The organism is Paenibacillus sp. FW101-FHT12H11 (genome assembly GCF_058790355.1).
In genome coordinates, this window is the sequence record NZ_JBYTCO010000001.1 from 1,327,362 (window position 1) to 1,348,739 (window position 21,378).

General features: G+C 45.3%; 11 protein-coding genes, 1 rRNA gene and 1 riboswitch. All 12 genes read left to right on the forward strand.

From position 1 onward, the window contains the following. Nucleotides 1-7 precede the first annotated feature (7 nt). Nucleotides 8-592, forward strand: coding sequence for an ABC transporter ATP-binding protein (locus AC3WTJ_RS05535; protein ID WP_492520932.1), 585 nt, complete (start codon nucleotides 8-10; stop codon nucleotides 590-592). A 146-nt stretch (nucleotides 593-738) separates the two neighbouring features. After that, nucleotides 739-1,986, forward strand: coding sequence for a serine hydroxymethyltransferase (gene glyA, locus AC3WTJ_RS05540; protein WP_492520933.1), 1,248 nt, complete (start codon nucleotides 739-741; stop codon nucleotides 1,984-1,986). A gap of 81 nt (nucleotides 1,987-2,067) precedes the next feature. After that, nucleotides 2,068-2,586 carry an NUDIX domain-containing protein gene (locus AC3WTJ_RS05545; protein WP_492520934.1) on the forward strand — a complete coding sequence of 173 codons (519 nt, stop codon included), beginning with the start codon at nucleotides 2,068-2,070 and terminating at the stop codon, nucleotides 2,584-2,586. A gap of 52 nt (nucleotides 2,587-2,638) precedes the next feature. Next, a riboswitch (cobalamin riboswitch) is annotated at nucleotides 2,639-2,838 on the forward strand. A gap of 169 nt (nucleotides 2,839-3,007) precedes the next feature. After that, nucleotides 3,008-9,004 (forward strand): DUF4430 domain-containing protein, encoded by a 5,997-nt coding sequence (locus AC3WTJ_RS05550; RefSeq protein ID WP_492520935.1) that lies wholly within the window; start codon nucleotides 3,008-3,010, stop codon nucleotides 9,002-9,004. A 99-nt stretch (nucleotides 9,005-9,103) separates the two neighbouring features. Further along, entirely contained in the window at nucleotides 9,104-10,741 is a 1,638-nt protein-coding gene (locus tag AC3WTJ_RS05555) for an S-layer homology domain-containing protein (RefSeq protein WP_492520936.1), read from the forward strand. Between the two features lie 13 nt (nucleotides 10,742-10,754). After that, nucleotides 10,755-11,675 (forward strand): DUF4430 domain-containing protein, encoded by a 921-nt coding sequence (locus AC3WTJ_RS05560; RefSeq protein WP_492520937.1) that lies wholly within the window; start codon nucleotides 10,755-10,757, stop codon nucleotides 11,673-11,675. Continuing rightward, the gene (locus AC3WTJ_RS05565; protein WP_492520938.1) at nucleotides 11,672-12,562 is read left to right on the forward strand and encodes an energy-coupling factor transporter transmembrane component T; all 891 of its coding nucleotides are present in this window, start codon (nucleotides 11,672-11,674) and stop codon (nucleotides 12,560-12,562) included. Before AC3WTJ_RS05560 ends, AC3WTJ_RS05565 begins: the two co-directional genes overlap by 4 nt. Continuing rightward, on the forward strand, nucleotides 12,535-15,012 hold the full coding sequence (locus AC3WTJ_RS05570) for an ATP-binding cassette domain-containing protein (protein WP_492520939.1): 2,478 nt from the start codon (nucleotides 12,535-12,537) through the stop codon (nucleotides 15,010-15,012). The genes AC3WTJ_RS05565 and AC3WTJ_RS05570 overlap by 28 nt, the downstream gene beginning before the upstream one ends. A gap of 10 nt (nucleotides 15,013-15,022) precedes the next feature. Then, nucleotides 15,023-15,928: a LysR family transcriptional regulator gene (locus AC3WTJ_RS05575; protein WP_492520940.1), complete on the forward strand. Its 906-nt coding sequence runs from the start codon at nucleotides 15,023-15,025 to the stop codon at nucleotides 15,926-15,928. Nucleotides 15,929-16,066: 138 nt separating this feature from the next. Next, the gene (gene metE / locus AC3WTJ_RS05580; RefSeq protein ID WP_492520987.1) at nucleotides 16,067-18,355 is read left to right on the forward strand and encodes a 5-methyltetrahydropteroyltriglutamate--homocysteine S-methyltransferase; all 2,289 of its coding nucleotides are present in this window, start codon (nucleotides 16,067-16,069) and stop codon (nucleotides 18,353-18,355) included. Nucleotides 18,356-18,528: 173 nt separating this feature from the next. Further along, nucleotides 18,529-20,022, forward strand: coding sequence for a putative glycoside hydrolase (locus AC3WTJ_RS05585; protein WP_492520941.1), 1,494 nt, complete (start codon nucleotides 18,529-18,531; stop codon nucleotides 20,020-20,022). Nucleotides 20,023-20,388: 366 nt separating this feature from the next. Next, a 16S ribosomal RNA gene (locus tag AC3WTJ_RS05590) occupies nucleotides 20,389-21,378 on the forward strand; the annotation flags it as partial.

Consider the following 21,378-nt stretch of genomic DNA (forward strand, 5'->3'; position numbering starts at 1 on the left):
AAAGTCTTTGGGGTATCGTTATGGGAAAGAGGCGTGGGTGTTCCATAACCTTGATATTCAAGTGGGAGCAGGAGAAATCGTAGGACTCTCCGGACCAAGCGGTTGCGGGAAGTCCACGCTTGGTCAATTACTTGCTGGTCATGTGGGACTGCAAGAAGGACATGTGAGTGTGGACGGTGTCCCGCATAGGAAGGGTTTGCGAAACCCCGTTCAGTTCGTGCTGCAGCATCCTGAACAAGCGGTTAATCCGAGGTGGAAGCTTAGGAGAACTCTTCAAGAGTCAGGTATGATGGACCCTGTTATGCGCTCGGAATTATCGATTGAGGACGCATGGTTAGATCGCTATCCGAACGAGCTGTCCGGCGGGGAGCTGCAGCGGATTTGTGTGGCTAGAGCGTTAGGGCCGGAAACACGCTATTTAATTGCGGATGAGATGACCACCATGCTAGACGCTATTACACAAGCGCAAATCTGGCATGCGGTGCTGCGCTGGGCCGAGCGCCAGCGTGCGGGAGTTTTGGTGATTAGCCATGAACTGGAATTGATTGAGCGGTTGTGTAGTCGGGTGATTAGCTTTCCTTCAATTCGCTAAACTGCACAAATTCATGGAGATATTCCCTTTATTTCTTGCTGATATAGCCATTAGCTATATCTAGATATAGCTAAATCCAGTTACTCTATAGCCACAGCTCTATGATATCTTTTTTATAACAAAACGATGCTAAGGAGCAATAGACTGTGGAACAATTACGTAAACAAGACCCCAAAATTGTTGAGGCCATGAATCTGGAGATCGGCCGTCAACGTGACAAAATTGAGTTGATCGCATCTGAAAACTTCGTCAGCGAAGCTGTTCTGCAAGCAATGGGAACGGTTCTAACGAATAAATACGCAGAGGGCTATCCAGGTAAACGCTACTACGGCGGATGCGAGCATGTCGATATCGTTGAGGATATCGCGCGTGATCGTGCCAAAGAATTATTTGGCGCAGAACATGCCAATGTGCAGCCGCACTCGGGCGCGCAAGCCAATTTGGCGGTATATTTAGCTGCTCTGAACCCGGGAGATACCGTTCTTGGTATGAACTTGGCGCATGGCGGTCACTTAACGCATGGAAGTCCTGTTAATGCCTCGGGTATTTTGTACAACTTTATTCCCTATGGTGTTAGAGAAAGCGACGGGCTTATTGATTACAATGAGGTTCGCAAATTGGCATTCAAGCATAAACCTCGCATGATTGTAGCTGGTGCCAGCGCATATGCACGCATCATTGATTTTGAAGCATTAGGTGAGATAGCTAATGATGTAGGAGCTCTGTTCTTTGTGGACATGGCTCATATTGCCGGGTTAGTTGCGGCAGGGTTGCACCCTAGTCCTGTGCCGCACGCTCATTTTGTAACGACAACTACGCATAAAACGCTTCGCGGACCCCGCGGCGGTATGATTCTTTGCCGCAAGCCCTGGGCTGCAGCGATTGATAAAGCGGTATTCCCGGGAACGCAAGGCGGACCGCTGATGCATATCATTGCGGCTAAAGCCGTTGCTTTTGGCGAAGCGCTTCAACAAGATTTTAAAACGTACGCACAAAATGTTGTGCTCAACGCCAAGACGTTATCAGATGAGCTTTTGGCTGAAGGTGTCAATCTTGTATCCGGAGGCACAGATAACCACTTGATGCTGATCGACTTGCGTAGTCTGGGCATCACTGGTAAAGAGGCGGAACATTTGCTGGATGAAGTAGGCGTAACGGTAAACAAAAATGCGATTCCTTTCGACCCTGCGAAACCGATGGTTACAAGCGGAGTCCGCATCGGAACTCCAGCGGTTACCGCCCGTGGCATGGATCAAGAAGCTATGAAAACAATTGCCAAAATTGTGGCGTTAACGCTGAAAAATCCTGCGGACGAAGCTGTGCATAACCAAGTACGGGGAATGGTCAGTGATCTGACAGCGCAATTCCCCTTATATCCAGGGTTGAGCTACTAAATTTAGGTTTACATCTGGGCCTAGTATTTGATCTTTGGATCAAATACTTTTTTTATTATTAGAAAAAAAGTTGGTGGCATAGTGAAGTATGAATTTCCAGGTGCTTTACAGAATCAAAAGATTATTTTATCCAGGGAATGTCTCATTGAAGAAGCAAATTGTGTCCTGATTTGTGCATTCTATCAAGGCAGACTGGTTCTTGTTCGACATAACAGCCGGGGGTGGGAGTTGCCTGGAGGGAAGAGAGAGAAGGGTGAGTCCGTTCTTCAAACGGTTCGAAGGGAGATGCAGGAAGAGGCTGGAGGAGAACTCGATGCGATTGAGAGAATTGGGCAATATCTGATTTTTGAAAATGACCATCTAGTATTTGTGAAAAATATTTATATTTCCACAGTCCGTGTTCTTGGAGCGCTCCCGGGTGGATTTGAGACGGATGGTATCATGCTGGTGGATGCTATTCCAAAGCAAGTTGAGATTATGAATGACGACACATTTAGTCCTTATATGAAGGATAATGTCTATATGATTGTATCCGAATGGATTAAGAATCATCGGTTTATTAGAGATAGTTTCAAGGCTTGTCCCGAAGCTATGAAATAAATTATGAAGTAGACAAAACGAAATAAACGATATAACATTAGCGATGACAAAATATAATATGCTAAATAAGGGTGTAAGCATACGATTTGGATGCTTGCTTAATAGGGAAGTTCGGTCAAAGCCGACGCGGTCCCACCACTGTAATTGCCGAGTAACTCTTTCATATGCCACTGACTTGTTCACGAGATTGGGAAGGCGAAAGAGAAGCGATGACGCATGAGCCAGGAGACCTGCCTTTATTTATAGTATGTTACTAATTCTTTGGGGGTGGGAATTAGCAACAAAAGATTATGCTAAGGCATAATTCTTACTATGACACATGTTATTTGTGCGTACTGATGGATGTACAGCCACCCTAGTTTTATTAGGGTGGCTTTTTTGCGCGGTTGTCCAAATTTGGTAGGAAAGAGGAATGACAAGAATGAGTCATCGTTATGCTTCAAAGCCGTTTATTGCACTTTTTATGTCTTTTGTACTCTTATTTTCTTCGCTAGGGGTTTTGGCAGGACCGAGCAGTCAAGCTCTTGCCAGTACAACAGGCCCGAGCTCAATCCGTGAATGGTTGCCAGCACCGGGGCAATTCGTTAACGAGGCTGCTTGGGGAGGAACGGGCGATGTTAACTCGAAGTGGACGAACACGCCCGGTTCTACGGGAGTCTCCCTCGGTTCTTTTGGAGGAAGCGTCGTCTACAAATTTGATGAGCCGATTCAGAACAATCCCAAAAATCCGTACGGCGTGGATTTCACCGTATTTGGAAATGCCTTCGCTGGTAACGAAGAACCCGCCGGTGTGGCTGTAGCACAGGACGATGGGACAGGTAATCCGGGCCCGTGGTTTTATATTGCTGGATCCGAGCATTACGAAGACAGCACAATTTGGGATTATAGAGTTACTTATACGAATCCCGAGCCGGATTTTACAAGCCCTAATGGTGTCAACGTGCCATGGGTTGATAATCAGGCAGGCAGTGGGGATGTAAAAACCAATGCTTATCATAAACATGCGTATTATCCGATACCTGCAAATTACCCCAATGCCCCATCGGATTTTAACAACCAATCGTATACTTATTCCGGTGTGAAAATAAATGTTAGAAAAAATGCTTTCGGTTATCCCGATACGCACGCGAACGGCAGTGCTCCCTATGATGTTCCTGCTAATCCCTATCTAACATCGCCAGTCAAAGGTGACCCTATTGATATTAGCTGGGCTGTTGACAGTACTGGTAAACCTGTTAATTTAACGAATGTCAGCTTTGTTAAAGTTTATAATGCAGTTCAAATAGACGGTGGTGCCCTGGGTGAAATAGGTGCCGAAGTTACTTCTCTGCAGAAGGTATCCGTCAATGATGCGGTTTATGATACTGACGATCTTTCAAGCATCGTATTGTCAGGGGTTGGTGCTGACGTAACGAAGCAAGTTACCGTTACTTCTGGTGTTTATGTCTATGAGGATATCCGAATCAATGCGGATAAAATTAAGGTTACGGCTAACGGCACAGCAAGCCAAATTTTCGTCAATAATAAAAGCGGTACTTCAGGTACATTAATTGACAAAGAAATTACATTGAGCGCAAATAAGGCTAAGATTGTTAGAGTTATTGCTCAAGAAGGCATAAATACCCCTAAGATTTACTACTTGAGTATTATAAAAGAGGCCAATAAAACGGCGTTGAATGCCTCGATTACTGATGTTGAGAGCATGACAAAAGGTAATTATTCAGACACGAGTTGGCAAGCGCTGCAAGATAGTTTGGCAGCAGCCAAACAAGTGGCTGCGGACAGTACGGCAATTCAAGATCAGGTTGACGTCACGTTAGCTAATTTGCTAGCAGCCGTGCAAGGCCTGCAAAATAATGCTCCTCCTACAATTGCGGTTTCTGTCATCGTAAATGGTTTCAGCGCAACAGCTGGAAAAATCGTTAACTTAGCTAAAACAGACACTATTGTTGAAGATGGCTCAACAGCTGCAGCTGCGATTCAGAAAGTACTAGATGCAAATCGGATCTCCGTCGTTAATGCAAGCGGGAATTACATCACGAAAATAGGTGATTTGGCTACAGGTGATGGTGGTACCAAAAGTGGTTGGATGTATTTGGTCAACGGACAATTTGCCGATGTTGGCATCGCGGATTACAAATTAAAAAGCAGTGACGTTATCTCACTTGTTTACACAGATGACTATGAGCAAGATATAACAACAACAGCCAATAAAACGGCACTGGATGCAAAAATTGCTGAACTTAATGCTTTGCAGCAGGGCAACTATACAGATGCGAGCTGGCTTGTATTGCAAAGCAGCTTAACATTCGCAAAAGCAGTATCTGCAAATACCAATGCAATTCAATATCATGCAGATAGCGCGTTAGCCAAAATAAATGCAGCCTTTCAAAACTTAGTCACGACACCTACGGATCCACAAACGATTGCTGTTTCATTCACTTTGAACGGCACTAGTGCTGCTGCTGGTAAAAGTGTCACTTTGCCGAAAACAACCGTAAATATTGAGCCAGGTCATACGGCAGCTTACGTGATTGAGAAGGTATTAAATGAAGCAGGTATTTCCTTTGTCAATGAAAATGGCGCCTATATTTCAAAGGTTGGAAATTTGGCTGCCTTTGATGGGGGACGTTACAGCGGCTGGATGTATTCCGTTGATGGCGTTGATCCAGATGTCGGAATTGCCAGCTACATATTAGACCATAACGCCGATATCGTGCTTCGCTATACGGATAATTACTTGGATGAGAATCCGCCAACAACGCCGGGTAATATTACGGTATCTGTCATCGTAAATGGTTTCAGCGCAACAGCTGGAAAAATCGTTAACTTAGCTAAAACAGACACTGTTGTTGAAGAAGGCTCATCAGCTGCATTTGCGATTCAAAAAGTATTAGCTGAGAAACAGATCCCCGTTGTTAATGCAAGCGGAAATTACATCACAAAAATAGGCGATTTGGACACAGGTGATGGTGGTACCAAAAGTGGCTGGATGTACTTGGTCAATGGCCAATTTGCCCTTGTTGGCATCGCGGATTACAAATTAAATAGCGGTGACATCATTTCACTTGTTTACACAGATGATTATGAGCAAGATATAACAACAACAGCCAATAAAACGGCACTGAATGCAAAAATAACTGAACTTGATGCTTTGCAAAAGAGCAACTATACAGATGCAAGCTGGCTTGTACTGCAAAATAGCTTAACACTTGCAAAAGCAGTTTCCGCAAATATCAATGCTATTCAATATCATGTTGATAGTGCATTAGCCAAAATAAATGCAGCCTTTCAAAACTTAGTCACAGCAACAGTTCCAGTGGATCCCAATGACCCGTCCGGCGGTCAGCCTTCGGCAGGTGAAATTCAAGCGGCAATTAATGCTGCTTCTAATTATTTCCTCTCCAAACCAAGCGGAATAAGTTCAGACTGGAGCGCGATAGGTTTAGCACGCACGGGTAATAAGCTTCCCTATACGTATTATCAAAAACTAGCCAATAGTGTTTCAAGTTCCAAAGGAGATTTTAATTTAGTTACTGATCTTGAACGGTCGATCCTTGGTATAACGGTTACTGGCGGTGACGCATCCCAAGTTGAAGGTTTTAACTTGATTGAGAAATTGTACAATCACAGCAAAATGACCGCCCAAGGCATTAATGGTTTAGTTTATGCTCTGCTGGCACTTGATTCCAAAAATTATTCTGTACCGGATAATGCCGAATGGACAAGGCAAAAAATTATCAATCAAATTATTTCTAAACAGAATCAAGACGGTGGCTTTGCTTTAGGCACTGGTAAAAGTGATCCTGATATTACTGCGATGACCTATACTGCTTTAGCACCGTATGCGGACAATCAAGCTGTAGTTCAGGCAGACACCCTTACAAAAGCAGCAAATTGGTTGTCTCTGAACCAACAATCCAATGGGGGCTATCTTTCATATGGAGTGGATAGCAGCGAAAGTGTCTCTCAAGCCATTATTGCGCTATCCTCGAATAACACAGATCCAGCAAGTGCGAAGTATGCAAAAAATGGTGTTAATTTACTTGATAAGTTATTCAAGTTCCGTTTGCCAGATGGAAGCTTCTCGCATACCATGCAACTTCGATCGGATGCAATGGCTACGGAACAAGCACTTCAAGCGCTAGCAGCCTATAAGATTTTTAAAGAAGGCCATGGAGAACGGTTGTATGACTTCACCAAATCACTGCCTGGGTTGGAGGACCCGGCACCCATTCAAGTGCCCCTACCGAGCGGTGATCAGCCTAAAGTAGTTATTCCATCTGATAATCAGAACTATCTCATTCCCATAACGAGTGCAGATGCAAATAAATTAGTTACAGTGGAAATTCCAAAAGATAGTCATTCAAAAGTCCGATTGGATTTGCCAACAGGAACAAGTTTGCCCAGAATTGAGGCAGTCAAAGGCGATCTATCCGTTGTTATTCCAGCAGGCGCCCAGATTACAAGCGGTCAATCATCCGCATTGGAACTGATTACTACCAATGATACCTCGGATGCTACATTGAAAAATGCTTTGAATACGGTAATTTCCAGCGGGAAGAAGCTCGATACGGTGTATCATGCGATTACCCTTGGGGGCAATGATCGCATAGAATTTGATCAATTTGTAACTCTGGTTATTGCGGGTATGAAAGGCAAAGAAGCTGCCTATATTCAGAATGGATCAACGAAATCAATCGAGAGGTTCTCGAGCGACGCTGAGGGATTGGCTAGTGGTAAAAATGAGTATGCGTACGATAGTGGTAATGACCTTATCATTAAAACGAAGCATTTTACAGACTTTGTCGCTTTTACTACGAACGATGTTACTACTGGTCCAGGGAATGGCGGTGGAGGCACTACTCCGCCAGCAACAAAGTATGTAACGCTATCAGTAGATAAGCTTACAATTAATAAAGGTTATGTCGTTTCTGAAACTAGCGTAGAACTGAAGGCTGATGATACGGCTTGGAGTGTGTTAGAAAGAGTTCTCAAAACACGCGGAATCAACTACAGCGCTTTATGGAATGAAGATTACGGAAGTATATATGTTCAATCGATTGACGGGGATGGCGAATTCGACCACGGCAGCCAAAGTGGATGGATGTACAATGTGAACGGAGCCTATCCAGGATACGGGGCAAGCTCGTACGTGCTTAAAAATGGGGATAATGTGCAGTGGCGTTATACAACGGATCTTGGAAAAGATGTAGGTGAGGAGTCAGCGGGAGGTCCAATCGTTGGTAGTCCGACAGGGCAGAAGCCGATCATTAACATTCCTTCGGATCTTGCACAAGATTACACGTTAAATATCTCAGATGACCTGAAAAATAAAGAGTTAATCACCGTTAACATTCCTAGTGTGAATCACAAAGTATTTTTTAACTTAGAGACGGTTAAAGACAGTATTCCATTGATTAAAGCGATAAAAGGCGATATCACTCTTACGATCGATAAAGGAACAGCTTTGAAATCAGGCAATCCGAAAATTGAAGTTTTGACTTCATTAAATCGCGAGGATGCCAATCTCCAGAATCTTGTGAAAGGCAGCATGCAGGATATCGGCAAAAATGTGCTGAAACTCACGCATGCCTTTGCGATGGGGAATGAAAACGAATCCGTACAGTTCGATAAACCGCTCACTTTTGTAATAACAGGAGCGAAAGACGAGCTTGCCGGTTTTGTCGAGGGTACTACGTTTACGCCGATTGAACGGTACGAATCAGATGAAAAAGGCATGGAAGCAACAAAAGGCAAGGAGAAGATCACCTACGCCTATGTGAAAGATAATGATTTGATCATTAGAACGAATCACTTCACAAGCTTCTTATCCTACACAGTAGGTGCCAAGGATACCGAAACGAAACCGGTATTTGATTGGAAGAAACTTTATGCAGATTCAAATTCCGTCTCATCTTGGGCCGCTGACGCAATCAGCGAGGCATCGCAGAAAAAGTTTATCGAAGGCAACGAAGGTAAATTCTATCCACAAGCTGCCATTACAAGATCAGAATTCACCAAAATCCTGGTCAATGTGCTTGGTCTAGAGATCAAGAAAGAGAATGCGATTCAATTCCAAGACGTTGCTCAGAATGACTGGTACTACCCATACGTGAATACGGCTTATCAAGCTGGCATAATCTCAGGGTATGACGCCGAGCATTTCTATCCAAATGAGAAGCTTACTCGTGAACAGATGGCGGTTATTATCGCGAATGCTCTGTCACTTTCAAAAGCAGATCAGGATTCTGGTATTGAAGACATGGAGCAAGTATCCGATTGGGCTAAATCCAGCGTTCAGACCATTATGGCTAACGAATTAATGACGGGTTGGAATAATCGCTTCCAGCCTGGTGAAGAAGTGACAAGAGAAATGGCTATTGTCGTTGCTATGAGAGCTAATAAAAAAAGATAGTACAGAACGATAGCTTGCAGCATGCATGGAGAAGGAGCAGAACAATTTCTGCTCCTTCTCCAATATTTGATTTGAAATATTGGAGGGAGAACAATGAGAATGATGAAGAAACTTTCGGTTCTACTTCTTATTCTTTGTCTTTATTTAAGCAGTTCGATTCAAGCTTTTGCAGCGGATCAATCAGAGATTTCTCGAGCTGTTACGAACACAGCGTCCTATCTGACGAAGACCGTTTCCCAGCCGCAGGTAGGATCTATAGGCGGAGAATGGGCAGTTATAGGGCTGGCTCGATCCGGATATTCAGTCCCGCAGAATTATTATGGCGATTATTACAAAGGTGTAGAAAAGTACGTCAAGGAGCTTGGCGGCGTTTTGCATGACAAGAAATACACGGAGTATTCAAGAGTGATTTTAGCATTAACCGCTATTGGCAAAGATCCCTCCAATGTAGCAGGCTATAATCTGCTAGAGCCTTTAGGAGATTTCGACAAAACGATCTGGCAGGGCATTAACGGTCCGATTTTTGCCCTGATTGCACTAGATTCAGGCCAATATGAGATACCTGTGAACAAAAACGCGAAGACTCAAGCGACCAGAGAGATGTATATCGACGAAATTTTGGCAAGGCAGTTGGCAGATGGGGGATTTGCTTTATCTGGTAACACAGCTGACCCTGATGTGACGGGTATGGCCTTACAAGCTCTCGCCAAATATCAAAGTAGGGCAAAGGTAAAAGCAGCAACGGATAAGGCCGTTGAAGCCCTATCCAACATGCAGATTAACTCAGGGGGCTATGCTACCTGGGGAACGGAGAATTTGGAAAGCGCGGCGCAAGTTCTGATGGCTTTATGTGAGCTTGGCATCCGTCCAGATGATCGCAGATTTACTAAAAATGGCCACAACCTTGTCGACAATCTGTTAAGTTATTACCGAGAAGGAAAGGGGTTTCTGCATACAGCTGACGGCAGCGGTGAAAATCTGATGTCCACGGAGCAGGCATTTTATACATTGGTCAATGTACAAAGAGTAGATGCAGGGAAAACTAGTCTTTACAACATGGCAGATGTCAAAAAGGGCTCCCAGACGGATCCGGGCAACGGAACAATGACGCCCGAAAACGTGGGATTGCCGAATAAAAATAAAGATGTTAAGCCGAGCGTCATCACTAGTACTGGTAGAACTTTTACGGATATTCAAGGGCATGCCAATCAGAAAGCCATAGAAGCGATGGCTGCCAGAAATATTCTTAATGGCGTATCCGACACCTTGTTTGCACCGGATCGAACGATGACAAGGGCGGAATTTGCAGCCATTGTCACCAGAAGCCTTGGCCTGACACCGAAGGCAGCGTCCGTTTTCAAAGATGTCTCTGCAGATAGCTGGTATGCACCCTATGTAGGCACGGCTTACACCTATGACCTCATCCAAGGAACTTCAGAAGATACTTTTACACCTGAACAAACCATTACCCGGCAGGAAGCTGCTGTGATGGTTGCCCGTGCGGCCAAACTTTGCGGATTGGATACGAATGTGCAGGACATCGAAATCCGAGATATGCTTGCTCAGTTTACGGATTACACGAAAACGGCCGAATGGGCAAGAGCAAGTCTAGCATTTTCTTATCGTGAACATATTTTGTCTCAAGACATGATAGAGATACAACCTGAAGCGGCTGTAACGCGCAGTGAAGTATCAGATATGCTATATCAACTATTAATGAATTCTAAACTTTTGTGAAACAGGTGATCCTATGAAAATAACGAAAACGAAACTCGTTTCGGGCATCGTTATCGTGGTTGCACTCGTAGCCAGTTACCTGTTTATGGGACCGCAACCGAATATCCCAGCGAAATTGCCTGCACCAACGACGGAAGCGGCCGGGCAGCAAGTTGAAGGGAAGAGTCAGGCTGCCCAGCAGCAGCCTGATTCTTCAAAAGTTGAACCCTCAGCCGTGCAGCCATCAACGGAACAGCCGACAAACACGGTTAAACCGCCCGAAGCAGCTCCTACGCAAACGCCGGAACCAACGAAGGCAGCACCCGCTAATGAGTCCGATAAAGGCTCTCCAAAGGAAACGCCTACGCCTGTTGCCAATCAACCTGTAGGAAGCCAACCTCCTGCCAGTCAACCTGCTGACAAGCAAGAGATTGATGCTAAGACAGGTAAAGATAAATACTTAACGGAGCCTGTCCCGTCCGGCAAGCCGCTGCCGGTTGAACCTCAGAACATCAAAATTTCTGACAAGGCCATGACGGCTACCCTATCCGTTACTTGTTTGACCATATTAGATAACATGAAGCTGCTGGATAAGGAAAAAGTGGAGCTGGTGCCCAAGGATGGAATCATCCTTCCAGCGACTAAGGTAACTTTCTACGAAGGCGAATCTGTGTTTAACGTTCTGCAAAGGGAAATGAAAAAGCATAAAATTCATATGGAGTTCGTGAATACTCCCATCTACAATTCCGCCTATATCGAAGGCATCAACAATCTCTACGAATTTGATGTCGGAGAGCTCTCGGGCTGGATGTTTAAAGTGAACGGCTGGTTTCCCAATTACGGAAGCAGTCGGTATCAGTTGAAAGATGGCGACGTCATTGAATGGGTCTATACGTGTGACTTAGGACGTGACGTTGGCGACACTTATAATGCTATGGGAGCTACAAAACAATGAAAGATGCGTTCTCAAGCTATCATCCTCTTGTAAATTTCCTTTATTTTGTTATGGTCATCGCATGTTCGATGTTTTTCCTGCATCCGGCATGCCTGATCATCTCTTTGTTTTTTTCATTCGCTTACTCGATCTACTTGAACGGGAAAAAAGCGATTCGATTTAACTTTCTGGTTATGCTGCCCATGCTGATCATAACGGCGCTCATCAATCCTGCGTTTAATCACGAAGGAGTAACGATTCTAACGTATTTGGACAACGGGAATCCGCTCACTTTGGAGTCCATTACGTTTGGCGTGGCTTCGGCTGCGATGCTGATAACGGTTATCTGTTGGTTTTCTTGTTACAATGCGGTCATGACCTCCGATAAGTTCATTTATTTGTTTGGCAAACTAATCCCGGCAATGTCGCTCATTTTTTCGATGGTGCTGCGGTTCGTTCCGACATTCAAGGCCCAATTCCAAAGGGTTTCGGACTCACAAAAATGTGTGGGCAGAGATATTTCGAATGGCGGCGTGTTTACACGGGTCCGGCATGGCATCCGTATCATGTCGATCATGATAACCTGGGTGCTGGAGAATGCCATTGAAACGTCCGATTCCATGAGAAGCCGCGGATACGGGCTGAAGGGAAGAACGGCCTATTCCAATTACACGTTTGACCGACGTGATCGATGGGCTCTTGGTGCTTTAACCTTAGTAGGAGGTTACGTCTTGATAAGTTCGTTATGCGGAGCGATGTATTTCCGATATTATCCCTCGATGAAAGGGCATGGACTTTCTGCTTTTACGATTAGCGCATTAGGTGCTTATGCTGTCATGTGTGCAATTCCTTTAATTATGAATGTATGGGAGGATAGGAAGTGGAAGCTTTTGCAATCGAAAATTTAACATTTTCTTATCCTGGTAGCGATAAACGGGCACTCGACAACATCTCCTTAAAAATAAAACAAGGCGAATTCATTACCTTATGTGGAAAATCAGGGTGCGGTAAATCGACACTGCTGCGCCATTTTAAAACTGTGCTAACGCCTCATGGCCAAAGGAGCGGTCTAGTCCGCTTTGAAGGTGAGGATCTTGGTACGGTTGATACAAGAACGCAATCATCCCGGATCGGCTACGTATTTCAGTCGCCAGACAATCAGATTGTGACCGATAAAGTTTGGCATGAGCTGGCCTTCGGGCTGGAAAGCCTAGGTTATCGTACGCCAGCCATCAGGCTGAAGGTTGCTGAGATCGCTAACTTTTTCGGGATGCAAACCTGGTTTCATAAGTCCGTCTCAGAGCTCTCGGGTGGGCAAAAGCAGCTCTTAAACTTGGCCTCCGTGATGGTCATGCAGCCTTCGGTTTTAATTTTGGATGAACCTACGAGCCAACTTGATCCTATCGCTTCTTCAGATTTTCTGAATACACTGGTGAAGGTCAATAGAGAATTAGGAACAACGATCATCATTTCCGAGCATCGCTTGGAGGAACTTCTGCCGGTTTCCGACAAGGTAGCCATTTTGGATAACGGTAAAGTCATTACCTATGATTCACCCCGAACTGTGGGCAAAGTGCTTAAAGAAACGAAGGATGCGATGTTCTTCGCCATGCCTGCGCCAATGAGAATCTATTCTCACATCCCTAATGATCTGGAGTTCCCGATTACGGTTCGAGAAGGCCGGAAGTGGCTGGACGACCTGGCCCATACTTCCCATGCCATTACAACTACACCGGAAAAGACGCAAGCGAATCAAACGGGCAAGGTTGCCATTGAGCTAAAGGAAACGTGGTTTAAGTATGAGAAAACAGCCCCTGATATTGTGAAAGGCTTGTCTATTTCCGTTCACTCCGGTGAAATATATGCCATTTTAGGAGGGAACGGCGCCGGCAAAACGACCGCTTTATCTCTGATAGCAGGCTTAAAAAAGCCATATCGGGGAGAGGTTAAACTTGGTGGCAAAAAAATTCAAGATCTGTCCGACAATGAGAAATACGGCGGTTTGCTCGGGGTGCTTCCTCAGAATCCGCAAACCCTTTTTGTAAGTAAAACCGTGGAAGCGGATCTTCGCGAGATGTTCATCGGAAGAGAGGCCAACAAAGAGGTTGTGCAAGAAAAAATAGAGCAAGTAACTGAGCTATGTGAGCTTGGCGGCCTATTACACAGTCATCCGTATGACTTGTCCGGTGGCGAGCAGCAGAGAGCTGCGCTTGCGAAGATCTTGCTGCTTGAGCCTGAGATCCTGCTGTTGGATGAGCCCACGAAGGGGCTGGACAACCATTTTAAACGGAAGTTAGGCGAAATCCTTCATAGCCTCAAGCTTGCAGGAACGGCCATCATTATGGTAAGTCACGATGTTGAGTTCTGTGCATCCTATGCGGATACCTGTGCGATGTTTTTTGACGGCAAGATTGTGTCAGAAGGCACACCGCAGCAGTTTTTTACTGGCAACAGTTTCTATACAACGGCAGCAAGCCGCATGTCCAGGCATCTGATTCCCGGTGCGGTTACATCGGAAGATGTGATTAGGGCTCTTGGTGGAACTGTGCCGGAGCGGGATTTTAGTATCCGAAAGTTACCAGAATCACGGCTTACAAAAAAAGAAGCGGACTTCCCAAAAAGTGATGCAGCGGATCAAACACCGATTGATAAAAGGAAGTTATCTCAACGAACCATCATTGCATCCTTTATGATTTTGCTGATTATACCGTTAACCATCTGGTTTGGCATTTATTATTTGAATGATCGGAAGTACTACTTTATCAGCTTGCTCGTGATCCTTGAAACCATGCTGCCATTCGTGATGCTGTTTGAATCAAGGAAACCCCAAGCGAGAGAATTGATCGTGATAGCGGTCTTATGTGCCATAGCGGTAGCTGGAAGAGCCGCGTTTTTTATGGTTCCCCAGTTTAAACCGGTTGTTGCGATGGTGATTATCTCGGGCGTTTGTTTAGGCGCAGAAGCGGGATTTCTTGTTGGCGTGGTTACCGGGTTTGTTTCCAACTTTTTCTTCGGGCAAGGACCTTGGACACCATGGCAAATGTTTGCTTTCGGCATCATCGGTTTTCTGGCCGGCCTGCTATTCAAGAAAGGTATTCTAAGGAGAAATAAAGCGGCCTTATGCATCTTTGGAGGGCTAACGACTTTCTTCATCTATGGCGGTCTTCTGAACCCGGCTTCCGTGCTGATGTCCCCTGTACAGCCAACCAAAGAAATGTTCCTGTTGGCCTATCTGCAAGGAATTCCCTTTGATCTCATACATGCCGCTTCTACGGTGATTTTCTTGTATTTTATTGCGAAACCTATGCTGTCCAAGCTCGATCGAATAAAGTTGAAATATGGTCTAATTGATTCATAGGGGGATAACGATGACAACTTTGCAGCAATTGAAATATGTCATTGAGGTAGCGAACCGCAGATCGATTAATGAAGCGGCTAAAAGGTTGTTTATTACGCAGCCTAGCCTATCGAATGCGATCAAGGATTTGGAAGAAGAAATACAAATCTCCATATTTGAAAGATCCAATAAAGGAATAACACTTTCCAAAGAAGGTGTTGAATTTTTAAGTTACGCGAGACAAGTTGTCGAACAGGCTGAATTATTGGAAAGCCGGTACCTGAATGCGAAGCCTTCACCGCAGCATTTCTCAGTCTCCACGCAGCATTATGCATTTGCAGTAAATGCCTTTGTCAGCCTGATCCGGGAATTCGGATTAGATGAATATGAATTTGCGCTGCGTGAAACCAAAACGCATGAAATTATCGAAGACGTCCAAACGCTGCGAAGCGAAATCGGTATTTTATACTTGAATGAATTCAATGAAAAAGTCATAAACAAGATGCTGAAATCCGCCAATTTGCAATTTAACAGTTTATTTAAAGCGAAACCGCATGTGTTTATCAGCGTTAAAAATCCATTGGCCAGTCAGTCGATTGTCACCATCGAACAGCTCGAGGAATATCCGTATCTCTCCTTTGATCAAGGTGAGTATAATTCTTTTCATTTTTCAGAGGAAATTCTGAGTACGATCTCCCATAAGAAAAGCATACGAGTAACGGATCGCGCTACGCTCTTTAATTTGTTAATAGGTCTCAATGGTTATACGATTTCAACGGGTGTTTTGAACGCGGATTTGAACGGTAACGAGATTATTCCTGTCCCTTTGGATTGTGAGGAAACCATCCATGTGGGCTGGATATCCCATAAAAATACGATGTTAACGAAGCTAGGCGCAGCTTATGTTGAAGCGTTAAAGCAGGCAATTTCCAAGTAAACGACATGCAATTCCAAGCACTTTCGGAACGTGATCATTATAGCCCAAAACTATAGCTAGATATATGTTATTCGAATTACTTTATATCTGCGAATTTGTGATAATTTTTATATAACAAATGGAAGAGGGGTTTTAATGATGGCGAAAAGCAGTGTATTGGGATACCCGCGTATCGGTGTAGATCGTGAATGGAAGAAAGCTTTGGAAGCGTTCTGGGCAGGAAAAATCGAAGAAACAGAATTTCAAAATAAACTGCAAGAAATTCGTTTGACTCATTTGCGTAAACAACAAGAAAAAGGCATCGATTTCATTCCGGTTAATGATTTCAGTTATTACGATCATATCCTGGATACAGCCGCTATGTTCGGAATTATTCCGAAACGTTTCTCTTATGAGGGTGGCCCTGTACCATTATCGGTTTATTATGGCGTAGCGCGTGGAACGAAGGGTGCGGCAGCAAGCGAAATGACGAAGTGGTTTAACACGAACTATCACTATATCGTCCCTGAATTGGCGGATGCTTCCCCTGTACTAACCGAAAACAAACCTCTTGCAGCGTATAGAGAAGCGAAAGAGAAGCTTGGTATCGAAGGGAAACCGGTGATTGTTGGACCACTAACTTTCCTCAAGCTATCTAAAGGATACAGCACATCGGAGACGGATGCATGGTTGAAGCGGTTAGTTCCACTTTACGTCCAAGTCCTTCAAGAGCTTGCCGAAGAGGGCGTGCAATGGGTACAGATCGATGAGCCCATTCTTGTAACCAAATTAAGCCAGGAAGACCTACAGCGTTTGTCTAGTATTTATGAAACGATTGCTGCAGCCGTTCCAAGCCTTAATATCATGCTGCAAACTTATTTTGAATCGGTAGAGAACTATAATGAAATTGTCAAATTACCGGTCAAAGGAATTGGGCTTGATTTCGTGCATGGGTACACTGGCAATCTAATAGCTATTAAAGCGCTTGGTTTCCCGGCGGACAAAGTGCTGGGTGCAGGTGTCATTGACGGACGCGGTATCTGGAGAGCTTCTCTTCGGGAGAAGATGGAGCTGCTTAATGAGCTAACGGAATTCGTGTCCGCTGATCGTCTAATTGTACAATCCTCCTGCAGCTTGCTTCATGTTCCGGTAACGACAGAACGCGAGACGAAACTCACAACAGAATTGAGAAACGCTCTGGCATTTGCCGAGGAGAAGCTCGGCGAGCTTGTTCTTATAACGAAAGCATTTGCTTCAGACGCTGAAGAAATTATAGATGAACTGATCAAAAGTGATGCGGCTATTCAAGCTTTGCAGCAATCGGAGGAACGCAACCGCGTCAACATTCAGCAAGCTGTAGCTGCGCTAAGCAATCAGCAACCGGAGCGTTCCCGTCCATTTGCCGAGCGCCATCAAGCTCAACAGGCAAAATGGCAGCTGCCTATTTTCCCGACAACGACGATCGGCAGCTTTCCACAATCGGCAGAAGTGCGAAAAGCGCGTCAATCATGGCGTAAAGGCGAGTGGAATAACGAGCAGTATGCGCAGTATATCCGCGATCAAATCGACACTTGGATCGACCTGCAGGAAGAGATCGGGTTGGATGTTCTCGTACACGGCGAGTTTGAGCGTACGGACATGGTCGAGTTCTTTGGTGAGAAGCTGGCTGGTTTTGCCTTCACACAGAACGGATGGGTGCAGTCCTATGGTTCGCGCTGCGTGAAGCCGCCGGTTATTTTCGGAGATGTGGCGTTCAAGGGTGAGATGACGGTTGAAGAAACGAAGTATGCCCAGTCCAAAACTTCACGCCCTGTAAAAGGGATGCTGACAGGACCGATTACCATCATGAACTGGTCATTCGTTCGCGACGATATTCCGCGTGAGCAAATTGCTTATCAATTAGCTTATGCGCTTAGACAGGAAGTGGAGGCTCTTGAGCAAGCAGGCATTGGCATGATCCAAGTCGATGAGCCCGCTGTTCGCGAAGGTCTACCGCTGAAAGAAGAAGAGCAAGCCGGTTACCTTGCGTGGGCAGTCAAAGCTTTCCGCATCACCACTTGCACCGTACACGAAACAACGCAAATTCATACCCATATGTGTTATTGCGAGTTTCATGACATGATTGACTCCATCGAAGCGATGGATGCTGATGTTATCTCCATTGAGACATCCCGCAGCCATGGTGAGTTGATTCATAGTTTTGAGCTAAATACTTACAAGTTAGGCATCGGGTTAGGGGTATACGATATCCACAGTCCTCGTGTTCCTAGTGTAGAAGAAATGACAGGAATGATTGATCGAGCACTACGCGTATTGGATGCCCGGTTGTTCTGGATTAATCCGGATTGTGGCCTGAAAACACGCGGACTCGAAGAGACTGTCGCCTCCTTGCGCAACATGGTTGAAGCAACGAAGATTGCTCGCGAGAACCATGCTGCAACGGTGTAACGCACAACAACCGATTCAAACATAGAGATTGCATGGAAAGAGCAGATCTGCGGTGGCAGCTGCTCTTTTTTTTGCGAGAGAGGGCCAAGTGCAGCATAGTTTTGTCGTTTCCCGAATACTTCAAGTATGAGCATTGAATTACAGAACATGCTTTGAAATAGGGGGAGAGCAAGGTGAAGAAACAAGTTCTTATTTGCTTGATGTTAGGTTTAGCTCTCATGTTGTCGGCTTGTCAGTCGTCCCAAGATGCTTTGACTACACCGAATCCATCGGAGCATCCATCAGGAACGCCGTCATCAGGGCCCACGACGACACCGACACCTACGCTCGAATCAACGGCAATGCCAACATCGACACCTGCGTCGCCTACTGACGCTCCACTTGCGGTAACGCCAACTCCGGCGGCAACGCAAGCACCCGGTTTTGTTCCTCCGTTTCATTTCGAATATCCAGATGCCGTACGTGGGATTTATGTGACAGGCTGGTCAGCTGGCGGGGAGCGTATGTCCAAACTTCTTTCACTCGTTGATCATACGGATTTGAATGCAATGGTCATCGATATGAAGGATGATGATGGCTATATCACTTTTAAACCTGATGGAAAGCTTGCGGAATTTGGCCAGCCTTACATCAAGGACCCCAAAGCGCTTCTGAAGACGCTCGAGGAGCATAAAATCTATCCGATCGCTAGAATCGTCGTTTTTAAAGATACGGTTATGGCAAAAAAACGGTCTGATCTTTCTTTTATAGATGGCAGCAGCATTTGGCGTAATTCGAACGGTGACAGTTTTATTAACCCATTCCTTAAAGAAACGTGGGATCATAATGTTGAAGTCGCAAAATTAGCGGCTGAACTTGGATTTAAAGAAATCCAATTTGATTACGTTCGCTTCCCGGAAGGTTTTGAAAGCAGGGATAATGTCCTCAAATATACCATGGGTGATTACAAGGATAAAAAACCAACGAAGTTCGTGCAGGAGGAAAAAGACTACGCCGAGGCTTCCAAGAAGTACCAAGAGAATCTGGCTTCCTTGGAGTTGAAGTTAGCAGATGCTTCCAATGCTTATAATGTTGAGAAAAGCGAAGCAAATAAAAAGGTCATGGACGATGCTCAAAAGAACGTGTCTGATCTTAAAAAAGGAGAGCCTCGAGTACCGGATTTCAGTGATAAGGCACGTATGACGCAGCTTCGTGTTGATGCAGTCAGCGATTTTGTTGCTTATGCCAAAGAGCAGCTTAAATCGTATGGCGTAGATGTTTCTGTGGACATATTCGGGTACTCAGCGACATTGCCTGAGGCTCCGGGGATCGGCCAGAACTTTAATCGCATTGCCAGCTCGGTAGATGTTATTTCTTCTATGATTTATCCAAGCCATTGGTCTAACGGTTATTTCGGTATTTCGAGACCTGATAAAGAACCATATAATCTCGTGGCTGAGTACATGAAAGCTGAAAAAGCGAAGTTTGCTCAGCTTCAGTCTCCACCCCAGTCACGGCCGTGGATTCAAGATTTTACGGCAAGCTGGTTAGGGGCAGGCAATTATATCAAATACGGTAAGGCTGAGGTAGATGCACAGATTAAAGCATTACACGATGCAGGCGTTCAGGAGTATCTCATCTGGAATGCAAACAATAACTATTCAGAAGGTGTGACCTATATTCCGTAAAAAAGCCGCGGCTGTCTTGGACATTATTTCGATGTCCTGGGCGGCCGTTTTTATTGCGAAAAAAGTGCTTGTGTTACCTAAATATCCATGGTATATTATGAAACCTGTCTTGCAAGAAGTGAGATGCAGACTTTTGAATAGTTGCTAAAAATTAATTGAAAAAAACACTTGCAATTGAAATTCTTACATGGTATATTACTTCTCGCTGCTTCGGTAACGCGGTAGTGAACGAAAGAAATTGATCTTTGAAAACTGAACAACGAGTGAGTAAGCACAGTCGAGTAATCGACATAATGAGATTGAAAAATCTCGCTAGCAAGTCAATGAGCTATTCAGCTTTCAAATAAGGACGAGCAATCGGCCACTATTATGGAGAGTTTGATCCTGGCTCAGGACGAACGCTGGCGGCGTGCCTAATACATGCAAGTCGAGCGGAGCACTTCGGTGCTTAGCGGCGGACGGGTGAGTAACACGTAGGCAACCTGCCTATAAGACTGGGATAACTATCGGAAACGATAGCTAAGACCGGATAACTGGTTTTCTCGCATGAGAGAATCATGAAACACGGAGCAATCTGTGGCTTATAGATGGGCCTGCGGCGCATTAGCTAGTTGGTAGGGTAACGGCCTACCAAGGCGACGATGCGTAGCCGACCTGAGAGGGTGAACGGCCACACTGGGACTGAGACACGGCCCAGACTCCTACGGGAGGCAGCAGTAGGGAATCTTCCGCAATGGACGCAAGTCTGACGGAGCAACGCCGCGTGAGTGATGAAGGTTTTCGGATCGTAAAGCTCTGTTGCCCTAGACGAACAGCAAGGCGAGTAACTGCGCTTTGTGTGACGGTATAGGAGAAGAAAGCCCCGGCTAACTACGTGCCAGCAGCCGCGGTAATACGTAGGGGGCAAGCGTTGTCCGGAATTATTGGGCGTAAAGCGCGCGCAGGCGGTTAATTAAGTTGGGTGTTTAAGCCCGGGGCTCAACCCCGGTTCGCATCCAAAACTGGTTGACTTGAGTGTAGGAGAGGAAAGTGGAATTCCACGTGTAGCGGTGAAATGCGTAGAGATGTGGAGGAACACCAGTGGCGAAGGCGACTTTCTGGCCTATAACTGACGCTGAGGCGCGAAAGCGTGGGGAGCAAACAGGATTAGATACCCTGGTAGTCCACGCCGTAAACGATGCATACTAGGTGTTGGGGATTCGATTCCTCGGTGCCGAAGTTAACACAGTAAGTATGCCGCCTGGGGAGTACGCTCGCAAGAGTGAAACTCAAAGGAATTGACGGGGACCCGCACAAGCAGTGGAGTATGTGGTTTAATTCGAAGCAACGCGAAGAACCTTACCAGGTCTTGACATC